Source organism: Aureimonas endophytica (assembly GCF_014642635.1).
Lineage (GTDB): Bacteria > Pseudomonadota > Alphaproteobacteria > Rhizobiales > Rhizobiaceae > Plantimonas > Plantimonas endophytica.
In genome coordinates this window covers 437,245-449,344 of record NZ_BMIQ01000002.1, presented here as the reverse complement: position 1 = coordinate 449,344, position 12,100 = coordinate 437,245, and the positions used below count along the sequence as shown (strand labels likewise).

The following is a 12,100-nucleotide window of genomic DNA, read 5'->3' as shown; positions in this document are numbered from 1 at the left end:
AACCGGAGGACTGACGATCATGACGAAGACATTTCTCGCCGCATCCCTCGCCACGCTGCTCCTGTCGGGCACGGCGCTCGCCGACACCACCCTGAAGCTGACCGAGGTCATCACCTCGCCGGCCCGCACGGAGACGCTGAAGGAGATCGTCGCCAAGTTCGAGGCGGCCAATCCGGGCACCAAGGTCGAGATCACCTCGCTGCCCTGGAACGAGGCCTTCGAGAAGTTCGCCACCATGGTCTCGGCCGGCGAGACGCCGGACGTGATGGAGATGCCGGACACCTGGGTGGCGCTCTATGCCAAGAACGGCGCGCTGGAGAGCCTGGAGCCCTATCTCGCCAAATGGCAGGGCGCGAGCGACCTCAACGAGCGCGCGCTCCAGTTCGGCCGGCAGACCGACGGCAAGACCGCCTATATGCTGCCCTACGGCTTCTATCTCGGCGCGATGTTCTACAACAAGAAGCTGTTCGAGCAGGCGGGCGTCGCCGGGCCGCCGAAGACCATCGCCGAATTCCAGCAGGCTTCCGAGAAGGTGTCGAAGCTGCCCGGCAAATACGGCTACTGCCTGCGCGGCGGCCGTGGCGGCCTCAACGACTGGACCGTCTTCGCCAATGCGATCGCCGGCAACAACACTTTCTTCAAGGAGGACGGCACCTCCACCTTCGCCGACCCGGACAAGGTGAAGGGCATCGCCTGGTATGTCGACTACTACAAGAAGGGCCTCGCGCCGAAGGACTCCATCTCCTGGGGCTTCAACGAGACGGTCGCCGGCTTCTATTCCGGCACCTGCGCCATGCTGAACCAGGACCCGGACGCGCTGATCGCGATCGAGGAGAAGATGAAGTCCGAGGACTACGGCGTCGTGCCGCTGCCCAAGGGCGAAGCCGGTAAGGCCTTTCCGGTGATCGGCTATGCCGGCTGGTCGATGTTCGCCAACAGCCAGAACAAGGAGCTGTCCTGGAAGCTGATCGAGACGCTCGAAGGCAAGGAGGGCAATGTCGCCTGGAACAAGCGCACCGGCGCGCTGCCCGCGCTGAAATCGGCCGAGCAGGACCCGTTCTACGCGACCGACAAGTTCAAGGGCTGGTTCGACGAACTGAAGGACCCGAACACCGTCCCGACCTCGCTGCCGAGCTACCTCGAAGAGTTCGCCTATTTCAAGGACAGCATGGTGCCGACCACCTCGCAGCAGGCGCTGCTCGGCGAGATCTCGGCCGAGGACATGGCCAAGCAATGGGCCGAATACCTCACCGCCGCCCAGCAGAAGTTCAAGAGCGGCCAGCAGTAAGGGACGAGCCGTTCCGCGAACCTTCGCGGAAGAGCGCCCTCCCCTCTCCCGAGCCGGGAGAGGGTGGTTCGCGCCAGCGAACCGGGTGAGGGAGCCGTAGGGCGGAAACGCCTGTGTCCCGCGCTCCCTCATCCGCCTGCCGGCACCTTCTCCCGACTCGGGAGAAGGACGCGGTGTCGACCGCCTCTCCTCATTTCCCCATCCGGACGCCCTCGCCCGTGACCATCACCGCCGCAGAGATCAGCGCCCCGAAGCGCCGGAAGAGCCCGATGGCGCGCTTCACGCATCGCGCCGAGCCCTATCTCTATACCGCGCCCGCCCTGATCCTCATCGTCGCGGTCATGCTCGTGCCGCTCGGCATCGGCGTCTCCTACGCCTTTCGCGACATCAAGCTCTTGAACCCCTTCGGCGGCGGCTTCGTCGGCCTGAAGCACTTCTACGCGCTCGCCAAGGACCGCAACTTCTGGACGGCGCTCAACAACACGGTCTGGTGGACGGCCTCCTCCGTCATCCTCCAATTCGGCCTCGGTCTCGTCCTGGCGCTGCTCCTCAACCGCCCGTTCCGGGGACGCGGCCTCGCCCAGGCGCTCTGCTTCCTGCCCTGGGCGGTGCCGAGCTTCCTGTCCGGCCTCAACTGGGCCTGGCTGTTCAATCCGGTGGTCGGGCCGATCCCGCACTGGCTGGCCGCGCTCGGCATCCTGTCCGCGCCGACCAACATCCTCGCCGATCCGCAGCTCGCCCTCATCGGCCCGATCGTCGCCAATGTCTGGTGGGGCATTCCCTTCTTCGCCATCACCATGCTGGCGGCGCTCCAGGCGATCCCCCGCGACATCTACGAGGCGGCCTCGATCGACGGGGCGAGCGGCGTCCAGCAGTTCCGCTCGATCACCCTGCCCTTCCTCGCCCCGACCATGGCGATCACCATCCTGCTCCGCACCGTCTGGGTGGCGAACTTCGCCGACCTCATCGTCGTCATGACCGGCGGCGGCCCGGCCGACCGCACGCAGATCGTCGCGAGCTACATCTTCACGACCGCCTTCCGGAAGCTCGATTTCGGCTATGCCTCGGCGATCTCGCTGGTGCTGCTCGCCCTCCTCCTCGTCTATTCGCTGCTGCTCGTCAGCCTGCGCCAGACGCTGCTTTCGAAGGGCTGAGCCGCCATGCGCCGCCGCCTCCTGCCGACGATCGCCCACCGTCTCGCGATCCTCGCCTATATCCTCTTCGCGCTCTTTCCGCTCTTCTGGCTGCTGAAGGTGGCGGTGACGCCGAACGACCTCATGTATTCGGAAGGCGTGCGGCTCTGGCCCTCGCGCACCAGCCTCGAACATTTCCGCTTCGTGCTGGAGAACTCGAACTTCCCGCTGTTCTTCCGCAACAGCGTGATCGTCTCGCTCGCCACCGCTGCGATCGTCACCGTGGTCTCGGCCTTCGGCGGCTATGCCTTCTCGCGCTTCGACTTTCGCGGCAAGCTCTGGATCACCGGGCTGCTCCTCGTCACCCAGATGTTTCCGCTGGTGATGCTGATCGCGCCGATCTTCAAGATGCTCTCGCCGCTCGGCCTGACCAATTCCTTAAGCGGCCTCGTCCTCGTCTACACCGCCTTCAACGTGCCCTTCGCCATCTTCCTGATGCAGAGCTTCTTCGACGGCATTCCGAAGGATCTGGAGGAGGCGGCGCAGATCGACGGCGCCAGCCGCTTCCGCGCCTTCGCCGAGATCATCGTGCCGCTGACGCTGCCCGGCATGGCGGCGACGCTCGGCTTCGTCTTCACCGCCGCCTGGAGCGAACTGCTCTTCGCCCTGATGCTGGTCTCCAAGGTCGACGCCTCGACCTTCCCGGTCGGGCTCCTCACCTTCGTCTCGAAGTTCGGCGTCGATTTCGGACAGATGATGGCGGCAGGCGTCCTCGCCCTCATCCCGGCGATCCTGTTCTTCCTCCTCATCCAGCGCTTCCTCGTGCAGGGCCTGACGGCCGGCGCGGTGAAGGGCTGAAAGGTCTTAAAGCCATGGCTTCCATCGACATCCGCGCCGTCCACAAGGCCTATGGCCCGGTCGAGGTGCTGAAATCCATCGATCTCTCGATCCGCTCGGGCGAGTTCATCGTGCTGGTCGGCCCGTCCGGCTGCGGCAAGTCCACGCTGCTGCGCATGATCGCCGGCCTGGAAGACGTGACGGGCGGCGAGATCGCCATCGCCGGCAGCCCGGTCAACGACTTGCCGCCGAAGGACCGGAACCTCGCCATGGTGTTCCAGTCCTACGCGCTCTATCCGCATATGAGCGTCGCCGACAACATGAGCTACGCGCTGCGCCTGCGCAAAACCCCGAAGGAGCGGATCGCCAGCGCCGTCGCGGGCGCCGCCGAGAAGCTCGGCCTCGCCAAGCTGGTCGACCGCCGGCCGAAGGCGCTGTCCGGCGGCCAGCGCCAGCGCGTCGCCATGGGCCGCGCCATCGTGCGCCAGCCGCAGGCCTTCCTCTTCGACGAGCCGCTGTCCAATCTCGACGCGCGCCTGCGCGAGCATATGCGGGCCGAGATCAAGAAGCTGCACCAGTCGCTCGGCGCGACCTCGATCTACGTCACCCATGACCAGATCGAGGCGATGACCCTGGCCGACCGGATCGTCGCCATGGATGGCGGCGAGATCCAGCAGATCGGCACCCCGCTCGATCTCTACGAGCGGCCGGCGAGCCGCTTCGTCGCCGGCTTCATCGGGTCGCCGGCGATGAATTTCGTTTCCGGCCGCGTGAAGCGCGGCGAGGACGGTGCGCCCGTCCTCGATCTCGGCGGCGGGCGGCGCCTGGCGCTGCCGGCCGGCACCGGCGCGGCGGAGGGAAGCGAGCTTTCCGTCGGCATCCGTCCCGAACATGTGCTTCTCGGCGAGGCGGCGCGCGGCATCGGCGCCGCCTGTCCGGTCGATCTGGTCGAGCCAACCGGCATGGGCACGATCGTCCATTGCAGCTACGGGCCGGTGGCGGTGAAGGCCTTCGTCGCCGGCATCAGCGCCCTGAAGGCCGGCGACACGGTGCCCCTCGCCCTGCCGGCGGAGCGCCTGCATCTCTTCGCCGGCGACAGCGGCCGGCGCCTGAACTGAAGCTCAGGGCTGCGTCAGCGCCAGCATCAGCATGTCGACCATCGAGCGGCGCACCATGCCCCAGCGGCCGAAATGCGGGGCCGCCACGGCGCGCCGGTCGATCTCGACGACATGATGGTGCCGGGCATCGGCCCGGATCCGCTCGAAGAGGCGCGTCACCTCCTCCTCCGGTCCTTCGAGGATCTGGCAGACCCGCGCGCCCTCCACGCCGAGGACGCCGGTGACGCCCCGCGCCTCGTTCGCCTCGGCCGAATGCCGGACGATGCCATCGAGATCGGTCCGCGACACGCTTTCGGCGAGTTCGGAGACATAGGCGATACGAAGCGTCATGGACCGGAACCCGTTCGCGCGGAGGCGTGGCGGTCGAGAACGCCGCCGGCATCCACCGGCTTTAGGCGCACCGTCCGCGCCTGTGAAGATGTGACGTGGCGTCGCCGCGCCTGCGGCGCGCGATCTCTCGCACGATCGCAGAACGAGTGTCCTCGCCAGAGCGCGGCGCCCCACCCCGCCTCGGCCCGAAAGCGGCATCTGCCCCCTCCCCGTCCGGGCCGCGACTCGGCTAGAAGGAGCGGCCGGCGGCCCCCTTCCGCCCGGCCCGATCGTCCTCGCGGAGCCGCCTCATGTCCTCGTCCTCCCCGTCCTGGTCCCATCCGGTCCCGCGGATCGCCGAGGCGGAGCGGCGCGAGCGTCTCGACCGGCTGCGCGCCGCGCTGGAGGCGAAGGGCCTCGCCGGCCTGCTTCTCGGTTCGACCGAGAGCCTGCGCTACTTCACCGGCCTCGTCTGGCATGGCAGCGAGCGTTTCTGCGGCGCCCTCGTGACGCGCGACGCGCTGACCTATGTCGTGCCGGGCTTCGAGCGTTCGAAGGTCGAGACGCTGCCGCGCCTTCCCGGCGAGATCGCCACCTGGGAGGAAGAGCAGGACCCGGCCGCCCTGGTGGCGAGGCTCCTCGGCCCGACGGGCCGGCTGGCGCTCGACGAGCAATTGCCGCTCTTTGCCTATCATCGCCTCGCCATGGCGCTCGGCGCCGATCGCCTCGCCGATGGCGGCGCGCTCGTCGCGGCGCTGCGACGGCGCAAGTCGCCGGCCGAGATCGCCCTCATCCGGCACGCCATGGCGATCACCCTCGCCGTCCAGGACGAGGCGCGCGCCGCGATGCGGCCGGGGGTCCGCGCCTCCGAGATCGCAGCGCTCATCGACGCGTCGCATCGCCGGCGCGGCGCCGACGGGGGCTCCACCTTCTGTATCGTGTCCTTCGGCGCGGCGACGGCGCTGCCGCACGGGGCGGAGGGCGACCAGGAGCTTTCGGCGAGCGACCTGATCCTCGTCGATACCGGCTGCCGGCTCGACGGCTATCATTCCGATCTGACGCGCACCTATATGCTGGACGCGCCGCCGGCCGAGATCGCCCGGCTCTGGGCGCTGGAACGCGCGGCGCAGGATGCGGCCTTCGCGGCGGCGAAGCTCGGCGCGCCCTGTTCGGCGGTGGACGCGGCGGCGCGCGAGGTCCTTCGCGAAGGCGGCCTCGGGCCGGACTATCGCCTGCCCGGCCTGCCGCATCGCACCGGCCACGGCCTCGGGCTCGAGATCCACGAGACGCCCTACATGGTGCGCGGCAACGATGCGCCGCTCGAACCCGGCATGTGCTTCTCGATCGAGCCGATGATCGTCGTGCCGGAGCGCTTCGGCATCCGGCTGGAGGACCATGTCCACATGACCGAGGCGGGGCCGGAATGGTTCACCCCACCGGCCGCGACGATCGTCTGAGACGGTCTACTGCACGGCGGGATGCTGCTCGTCCCGCCATTTCCACGGCGCCTTCCACTTGCCGGCCCAGGCGCCGCGCCGCGCCTGCTTGGCCTCGGCCTCCTGCGGCGCGTAGCGGCCATGGCTGTATTTGACATAGTCGCGCGCCCAGCCCCGGCGGATCAGCTCGGCGCCGATATCGTCGTCGCCCTTCTTGCAGATGGCGTAGACGCGCCCGTCCTTGTCGCGGCTCTGCTCCTCGCAGGTCACCTGCCCGTTGCGGCCGACGATGGCGGCGAGCGCATGGGTGGCGTTGACGCCGCAGCGATATTTCAGGTTCGCCCAGTTGCTGCAGGTCTGCTTCCTGTCCGGCGCGTCGACGCCGAAGAGCCGCACGCGCTCCTTCGCGCCGTCGACCGCGAGGGTGCGCGCATCGATCACCTGCGCCCGGCCGGAGATCTTCTCCGCCGCGGACACCCATGTCGGCATGGCCAGGGCCAGACCCAGAACCGCGAGGCCAACGAGCCGCATTGCACTCCTCCGAGGGAACATGGTCGCGCCATCTACGACGCGGGTCGTGTCATGGCTGCGACGCCGGCAATTTCATGGCGGCCCGCCCGGTTCGTCCGAGAATCCGCCATGCGGAGCATGCCACAGGCTTCGGCGCTTGTATCGGCCTGTTCGGCGCCGCGACACGAGCGCATCAGCCGTCGCGCTTCGGTCCGGGCATGAGGCGCAGCTTGTCCTTCATCTCCAGGATCTTCTGGACCTTGGCGCCGAGGCGGAGCAGCTGGACGAGCCTTTCGGTTTCCATGCGGCGCACCTCGCCGTACCAGTCGGCGAAGAGCTCGAAGAGATCGTGCATCTCCTTCAGGCGCTCCTGCGCGTGGCGCTCCTCCGCCGTGCGCGGCTCCTGCATCAGGATCTCGCGGAGCAGCGTCAGGGTCGGATCGACCTCGCGCTTCTTGCGCTCCTCCACCAGGGTGCGCACGATCTGCCAGATGTCTTCCGGCGTCGCGAAATAGTCGCGGCGGTCGCCCGGCAGATGCTGGAGGCGCACGAGGTTCCAGCCCTGCAATTCCTTCAGGCCCATCGAGACGTTGGAGCGCGACAGGCCGAGCTTCTCGACGATCTCCTCGGCATTCAGCGCCCGCTCCGAAACGAAGAGCAGCGCATAGATCTGCCCGACCGTGCGGTTGATGCCCCAGCGCGAGCCCATCTCCCCGAAATGGAGGACGAAGGTCTGGACGAGGGGCGGCAGATGCATCGGCGGGTTCAGACCTTGAGCCATAGGCGGATCAGGAAGGCCAGGCTTCCTACCATGGCGAGGCCGGCGAGCCAAAGGACCAGGAACCAGCCGAGCCGGCGCGCGAGGGTGGGTCCAGGCATGGCGGCGCTCAATGATAGCCCTCCGCCCCGACCTTGCCGCGAAACACCCAATAGGCATAGGCGGTATAGGCGAGGATCACCGGGATCAGCACGGCCGCGCCGACCAGCATGAAGAGCTGGCTCGCGGGCGGCGCCGCCGCCTGCCAGATCGTCATGGCGCCCGGCACGACATCCGGGAAGATGCTGATGCCGAGCCCGACGAAGGACAGGCCGAACAAAGCGAGCGCCAGGAGAAAGGGCCGCCGCTCCGCCCCGGCGGCGAGCGAGCTGAAGAAGAGGACCGAGCCGATCGTGACGAGAAGCGGCACCTGGGCCGTCAGGAGCACGTTCGGAAAGGCGAACCAGCGCGCGGCATAGGCGCCGTCGAGAAAGGGCGTCGCCGCGCTGACGAGGGCGATCGCCGCGACGGTCGCGCGGCCGAGATGCTTCGCCATGCGCCGGGCATGGGCCTGCGCCGACCCTTCCGTCTTCATCACCAGCCAGGTGGCGCCGAGCAGCGCGTAGCCGGTGGTGAGACCGAGGCCCGACAGGAGGCTGAAGGGCGTCAGCCAGTCGAACCAGCCGCCGCCATAGGCGCGGCCCGCGACCGGAATGCCCTGGAGCAGCGCGCCGAGCGCCACCCCTTGCGCGAAGGTCGCGACCAGCGAGCCGGCGCAGAAGGCGATGTCCCAGAAGGGTCGGTGGCCGGGATCGCGCCAGCGGAACTCGAAGGCGACGCCGCGAAAGACGAGGCCGAGCAGCATCGCGACGATCGGCGCGTAGAGGGCCGGCATGACGATGGCATAGGCCAGCGGAAAGGCGGCGAAGAGACCGCCGCCGCCGAGCACCAGCCAGGTCTCGTTGCCGTCCCAGACGGGCGCGACGGAATTCATCGCCGCATCCCGCTCCTCGCCCGGCTTCAGGCTGGGGAAAAGAATGCCGATGCCGAGATCGAAGCCGTCCATGACGACATAGGCGAAGACGGCGAAAGCGATGACGAGCGCCCAGACGGTCGGAAGGTCGAGAGCATATCCCATGGCGGTCACTCGGCGGGCTGCATGCGGGCGGGATCGATGGCCGGGGCGGGCGTGACGCCCGCCGTGCGGATCGGCAGGCCGATCTCGAGATCCGGCTCGCCCCGATGCGGCGCATGGCCCATCAGCTTGAGGATGTAGAGGACGCCCGCGCCGAAGACGGCGAAATAGACAAGGACGAAGGCGAGGAGCGAGGCGGCGACGGCGGGCGCCGCGAGCGGCGAGGCCGAATCCGCCGTGCGCAGCAGGCCGTAGACCGTGAAGGGCTGGCGCCCGACCTCCGTCGTCACCCAGCCGGCCAGCACCGCGACGAAGCCGGCCGGCCCCATGGCGAGCGCGAAGCGGTGCAGCGCCTTCGACGTGTAGAGCGTGCCGCGCCAGCGCGCGACGAGGCCGAAGAGGCCAAGGCCGAGCATCAGCATGCCGAGCCCGACCATGACGCGGAAGGACCAGAACACGACCGGCACCGGCGGCCAGTTCTCGCGCGGCACGGTCTCCAGCCCGGCGAGCGGCGCGTTCGGATCGTGCTTCAGGATGAGCGAGGAGAGCTTCGGGATCTCGATCGCATGGCGCACCTCCCCCGCCGCCGGGTCCGGCAGGCCGAACAGGATCAGCGGCGCGCCGTCCGGGTGGCTGCGGAAATGACCCTCCATCGCCATGACCTTGGCCGGCTGGTGCTCCAGCGTGTTGAGGCCATGGGCGTCGCCGGCGAGGATCTGGAGCGGCGCGACGACGGCCAGCATGCCGAGCGCCATGCCGAACATCTTACGCGCACCCTTGTTCCCGTTCTCGCGAAGGAGATGCCAGGCGCCGACCGCGCCGACGACGAGCGCCGTCGTCAGATAGGCGGCGAGCAGCATGTGGACGAGGCGATAGGGGAAGGAGGGGTTGAAGACGATCGCCCACCAGTCCTCCGGCACGAACTGGCCCGCCGCATTGACCGAATGGCCCTGCGGCGTCTGCATCCAGGAATTCACCGACAGGATCCAGAAGGCCGAGAAGAAGGTGCCGAGCGCCACCATCAGCGTCGCCAGGAAATGCAGGCGCGGCCCGACCTTGTTCAGCCCGAACAGCATGACGCCGAGAAAGCCGGCTTCGAGAAAGAAGGCGGACAGGACCTCATAGGCCATCAGCGGCCCGATCACCGGCCCGGCCTTGTCGGAGAAGACCGACCAGTTGGTGCCGAACTGGTAGCTCATGACGATGCCGGACACGACGCCCATGGCGAAGGCGACGGCGAAGATCTTCGTCCAGTAGCGGAAGAGGTTCAGATAGAGCTCGCGCCCGGTCTTCAGCCAGAGCGCCTCCAGCACCGCGAGGAAGCTGGCGAGGCCGATGGAGAAGGCCGGGAAGACGATGTGGAACGAGATGGTGAAGGCGAATTGCGCCCGCGCCAGGAGAAGGGCGTCGAGCCCCGAGAAGAGCGACATGGACCTGTCCAATCGATGCGTCACGCCGTGGCGTAACGTTCGTAATTTCAGTAATTTCTGAAATTACGAACGTCAATAGCCGGTATTCCGAATGGCGCCGGCAAAGGCACGAGACCGCATGATGCTAGGCCGAAGAGAGCCGACCGGCACTTGCAATCATGTTAGACGCCGACCAGGCTGTGCCGGCGGCCGTCGTGACAAACGGGAAATTCGCACGTCCGGTTTGGAGGTCGGCTTAGACCGACGTCTGTTACGGGGAAGGTGGCGTACCCCCTCGGCGGCCGCACGCGTGCTGCGACCCGCATCTCGCGCGCGCGGTCGGCGTTATTTTCCAGCGTCACTCTTGCCAAATGGCCACGCCCGGACAATCCTGGGTCGGGTCGCGCGACTGGCGATATCGGATCAAGCACCATCGGGGAGCGCGGCCGATCCGTCTCGCCGCGCGCCTGGGCACTCCCTCGTCACCGGAGCCGCTCCATGTCCGCATTCGTGCTTCTGCTCAGCATTCTCGGCGCGCTGCTGATCGGCGCGATCAGTCCGGGTCCGAGCTTCGTCCTTGTCTCGCGCATCGCCGCCGGCTCGTCGCGCCTCGATGGCCTCGCCGCGGCGCTCGGCATGGGGATCGGCGGCGCCGTCTTCGCGCTTCTCGCGGTTTTCGGCCTGTCCGCCCTCCTGATGCGGGTCGAATGGCTCTATCTCGGCCTGCGCTTCGTCGGCGGGCTTTATCTCGCCTATCTCGGCTTTCGCATCTGGCGGGGCGCCGCCCGGCCTCTCGCCCCGGTCGCGGCGCCGGTTCTTCGATCGCCGTCCGTGTCCCGGTCGCTGGGGATCGGCCTCCTCACCCAGCTCAGCAATCCGAAGACGGCGGTCGTCTATGCGAGCATCTTCGCCGCCCTCCTGCCGGCGCGGGCGCCCGTCTGGCTCCTCGCCGCCCTGCCGCCGGCCGTGTTCCTCGTCGAGGCCGGCTGGTACGCCGTGGTCGCCCTCGCCTTCTCGGCCCCGCGCCCGCGATCGGCCTATCTGCGCTCGAAGCGCTCGGTCGATCGCCTCGCGGGCGCGGTGATGGGCGGTCTCGGCCTACGCCTTATCGCCGAGAGCCTGCCCTTCCGGCGATAGGCTTTCCTGCCTCAGATCACTTGTCCGCCTCAGATCACCTGGAAGCCGTGGGCGAAGGGGTCGCGGTCGTCGATGAAGATCGTGTTGATGCCGGTCTGGCGCGCCCAGCCGGCGATCGAGGGCACGATGCCCGTCCGGTCGCCGACGCGCGCCTCGGCCTCGACCCGGCCCTTGAACAGCGAGCCGATGATCGATTCGTGGACGAAGTCGTCGCCGACCTTCAGCCGGCCCTTCGCCGCCCATTGCGCGATGCGGGCCGAGGTGCCGGTGCCGCAGGGGCTGCGGTCGATGGCCTTGTCGCCGTAGAAGACGGCGTTGCGGGCATGGGCGCCGGCGACGGTCGGCGCACCGGTCCAGAGAATGTGGCTGAGGCCCCGGATCTCCGGCTTCTCGGGATGGACGAACTCGTAGCGCTGGTTCAGCGCCGTGCGCAGTTGCCCGGACATCGAGACGAGCTGCGAGGCGGTGAAGTCCGCCATGTCGCGGAAATTCTTCTGGCCGTCGACGATGGCGTAGAAATTGCCGCCATAGGCGACGTCGACATGAAGCGTGCCGAGCGCCGGCGACTCGACCTCGAGCCCCTCGGAATGGAGAAAGGCCGGCACGTTGACGAGGCGCACCTCCTCCACGAAGCCGTTCTCCTCGCGATAGGTGGCGGTGACGAGGCCGGCCGGCGTGTCGAGCTTCAGGACGCCCCTCTCCCTCGGCGTGACGAGGCCGTTCTCCAGCGCCATCGTCACCGTGCCGATCGTGCCGTGGCCGCACATCGGCAGGCAGCCGGAGGTCTCGATGAACAGGATCGCGACATCGCAATCCGGCCGCGTCGGCGGATAGAGGATCGAGCCCGACATCATGTCGTGGCCGCGCGGCTCGAACATCAAGCCGGTGCGGATCCAGTCGTAATGGCTGAGGAAATGGGCGCGCTTCTCGATCATCGTCGCGCCGGCGAGATGGGGGCCGCCGCCGGAGACGAGACGCACCGGATTGCCGCAGGTATGGCCGTCGATGCAGGAAAAGGTATGGCGTGCCAT

Annotated in this window: 13 protein-coding genes and 1 riboswitch; of the genes, 6 read left to right on the top strand and 7 right to left on the bottom strand. The window is 68.1% G+C overall.

Going from position 1 to position 12,100, the window contains the following annotated elements; all coding sequences use genetic code 11:
* Positions 1 to 19: 19 nt before the first annotated feature.
* The 4 genes from IEY14_RS08380 to IEY14_RS08365 all read left to right on the top strand — a co-directional run bounded on the left by IEY14_RS08380 (position 20) and on the right by IEY14_RS08365 (position 4,376).
* Complete coding sequence (locus IEY14_RS08380) at positions 20 to 1,288, top strand: ABC transporter substrate-binding protein (RefSeq protein WP_188907756.1); 1,269 nt, start codon at positions 20 to 22, stop codon at positions 1,286 to 1,288.
* Positions 1,289 to 1,557: 269 nt separating this feature from the next.
* The gene (locus IEY14_RS08375; protein WP_188908116.1) at positions 1,558 to 2,442 is read left to right on the top strand and encodes a carbohydrate ABC transporter permease; all 885 of its coding nucleotides are present in this window, start codon (positions 1,558 to 1,560) and stop codon (positions 2,440 to 2,442) included.
* Positions 2,443 to 2,448: 6 nt separating this feature from the next.
* Complete coding sequence (locus tag IEY14_RS08370; RefSeq protein ID WP_188907755.1) at positions 2,449 to 3,279, top strand: carbohydrate ABC transporter permease; 831 nt, start codon at positions 2,449 to 2,451, stop codon at positions 3,277 to 3,279.
* A 14-nt stretch (positions 3,280 to 3,293) separates the two neighbouring features.
* Positions 3,294 to 4,376, top strand: coding sequence for an ABC transporter ATP-binding protein (locus IEY14_RS08365; RefSeq protein WP_188907754.1), 1,083 nt, complete (start codon positions 3,294 to 3,296; stop codon positions 4,374 to 4,376).
* 3 nt (positions 4,377 to 4,379) lie between these two features.
* On the opposite strand, the gene IEY14_RS08360 is transcribed toward IEY14_RS08365, so the two are convergent.
* On the bottom strand, positions 4,380 to 4,706 hold the full coding sequence (locus tag IEY14_RS08360; RefSeq protein ID WP_188907753.1) for a BLUF domain-containing protein: 327 nt from the start codon (positions 4,704 to 4,706) through the stop codon (positions 4,380 to 4,382).
* Positions 4,707 to 4,996: 290 nt separating this feature from the next.
* Between IEY14_RS08360 and IEY14_RS08355 the strand changes: the two genes are divergently transcribed.
* Positions 4,997 to 6,142, top strand: coding sequence for a M24 family metallopeptidase (locus IEY14_RS08355; protein WP_188907752.1), 1,146 nt, complete (start codon positions 4,997 to 4,999; stop codon positions 6,140 to 6,142).
* 6 nt (positions 6,143 to 6,148) lie between these two features.
* Here IEY14_RS08355 and IEY14_RS08350 read toward each other — a convergent pair whose 3' ends face one another.
* The 5 genes from IEY14_RS08350 to IEY14_RS08330 all read right to left on the bottom strand — a co-directional run bounded on the left by IEY14_RS08350 (position 6,149) and on the right by IEY14_RS08330 (position 9,953).
* The gene (locus IEY14_RS08350) at positions 6,149 to 6,652 is read right to left on the bottom strand and encodes a thermonuclease family protein (protein WP_188907751.1); all 504 of its coding nucleotides are present in this window, start codon (positions 6,650 to 6,652) and stop codon (positions 6,149 to 6,151) included.
* Positions 6,653 to 6,824: 172 nt separating this feature from the next.
* Positions 6,825 to 7,388: a GbsR/MarR family transcriptional regulator gene (locus tag IEY14_RS08345; RefSeq protein ID WP_188907750.1), complete on the bottom strand. Its 564-nt coding sequence runs from the start codon at positions 7,386 to 7,388 to the stop codon at positions 6,825 to 6,827.
* An 8-nt stretch (positions 7,389 to 7,396) separates the two neighbouring features.
* A complete protein-coding gene (locus IEY14_RS08340) occupies positions 7,397 to 7,510 on the bottom strand; it encodes a DUF2474 domain-containing protein (RefSeq protein WP_188907749.1) in 114 nt (37 codons plus the stop codon).
* A gap of 8 nt (positions 7,511 to 7,518) precedes the next feature.
* On the bottom strand, positions 7,519 to 8,526 hold the full coding sequence (cydB, locus tag IEY14_RS08335) for a cytochrome d ubiquinol oxidase subunit II (RefSeq protein ID WP_188907748.1): 1,008 nt from the start codon (positions 8,524 to 8,526) through the stop codon (positions 7,519 to 7,521).
* 5 nt (positions 8,527 to 8,531) lie between these two features.
* On the bottom strand, positions 8,532 to 9,953 hold the full coding sequence (locus IEY14_RS08330; protein ID WP_188907747.1) for a cytochrome ubiquinol oxidase subunit I: 1,422 nt from the start codon (positions 9,951 to 9,953) through the stop codon (positions 8,532 to 8,534).
* 374 nt (positions 9,954 to 10,327) lie between these two features.
* Positions 10,328 to 10,412: riboswitch (ZMP/ZTP riboswitch) on the top strand.
* An 18-nt stretch (positions 10,413 to 10,430) separates the two neighbouring features.
* Here IEY14_RS08330 and IEY14_RS08325 point away from each other — a divergent pair.
* Positions 10,431 to 11,069 (top strand): LysE family translocator, encoded by a 639-nt coding sequence (locus tag IEY14_RS08325; protein WP_188907746.1) that lies wholly within the window; start codon positions 10,431 to 10,433, stop codon positions 11,067 to 11,069.
* Positions 11,070 to 11,098: 29 nt separating this feature from the next.
* Here IEY14_RS08325 and IEY14_RS08320 read toward each other — a convergent pair whose 3' ends face one another.
* Positions 11,099 to 12,100, bottom strand: a complete 1,002-nt coding sequence (locus IEY14_RS08320; protein ID WP_188907745.1) for a 4-hydroxyproline epimerase — start codon at positions 12,098 to 12,100, stop codon at positions 11,099 to 11,101.

Excerpts from the sequence above, each read along its gene's own strand:
- IEY14_RS08350 (WP_188907751.1), bottom strand. The coding sequence starts at position 6,652 with ATGCGGCTCGTTGGCCTCGCGGTTCTGGGTCTGGCCCTGGCCATGCCG.
- IEY14_RS08365 (WP_188907754.1), top strand. The coding sequence starts at position 3,294 with ATGGCTTCCATCGACATCCGCGCCGTCCACAAGGCCTATGGCCCGGTC.
- IEY14_RS08345 (WP_188907750.1), bottom strand. The coding sequence starts at position 7,388 with ATGCATCTGCCGCCCCTCGTCCAGACCTTCGTCCTCCATTTCGGGGAG.
- IEY14_RS08380 (WP_188907756.1), top strand. The coding sequence starts at position 20 with ATGACGAAGACATTTCTCGCCGCATCCCTCGCCACGCTGCTCCTGTCG.
- IEY14_RS08320 (WP_188907745.1), bottom strand. The coding sequence starts at position 12,100 with ATGGCACGCCATACCTTTTCCTGCATCGACGGCCATACCTGCGGCAAT.
- IEY14_RS08330 (WP_188907747.1), bottom strand. The coding sequence starts at position 9,953 with ATGTCGCTCTTCTCGGGGCTCGACGCCCTTCTCCTGGCGCGGGCGCAA.
- IEY14_RS08340 (WP_188907749.1), bottom strand. The coding sequence starts at position 7,510 with ATGCCTGGACCCACCCTCGCGCGCCGGCTCGGCTGGTTCCTGGTCCTT.
- IEY14_RS08375 (WP_188908116.1), top strand. The coding sequence starts at position 1,558 with ATGGCGCGCTTCACGCATCGCGCCGAGCCCTATCTCTATACCGCGCCC.
- cydB (WP_188907748.1), bottom strand. The coding sequence starts at position 8,526 with ATGGGATATGCTCTCGACCTTCCGACCGTCTGGGCGCTCGTCATCGCT.
- IEY14_RS08370 (WP_188907755.1), top strand. The coding sequence starts at position 2,449 with ATGCGCCGCCGCCTCCTGCCGACGATCGCCCACCGTCTCGCGATCCTC.
- IEY14_RS08360 (WP_188907753.1), bottom strand. The coding sequence starts at position 4,706 with ATGACGCTTCGTATCGCCTATGTCTCCGAACTCGCCGAAAGCGTGTCG.
- IEY14_RS08355 (WP_188907752.1), top strand. The coding sequence starts at position 4,997 with ATGTCCTCGTCCTCCCCGTCCTGGTCCCATCCGGTCCCGCGGATCGCC.
- IEY14_RS08325 (WP_188907746.1), top strand. The coding sequence starts at position 10,431 with ATGTCCGCATTCGTGCTTCTGCTCAGCATTCTCGGCGCGCTGCTGATC.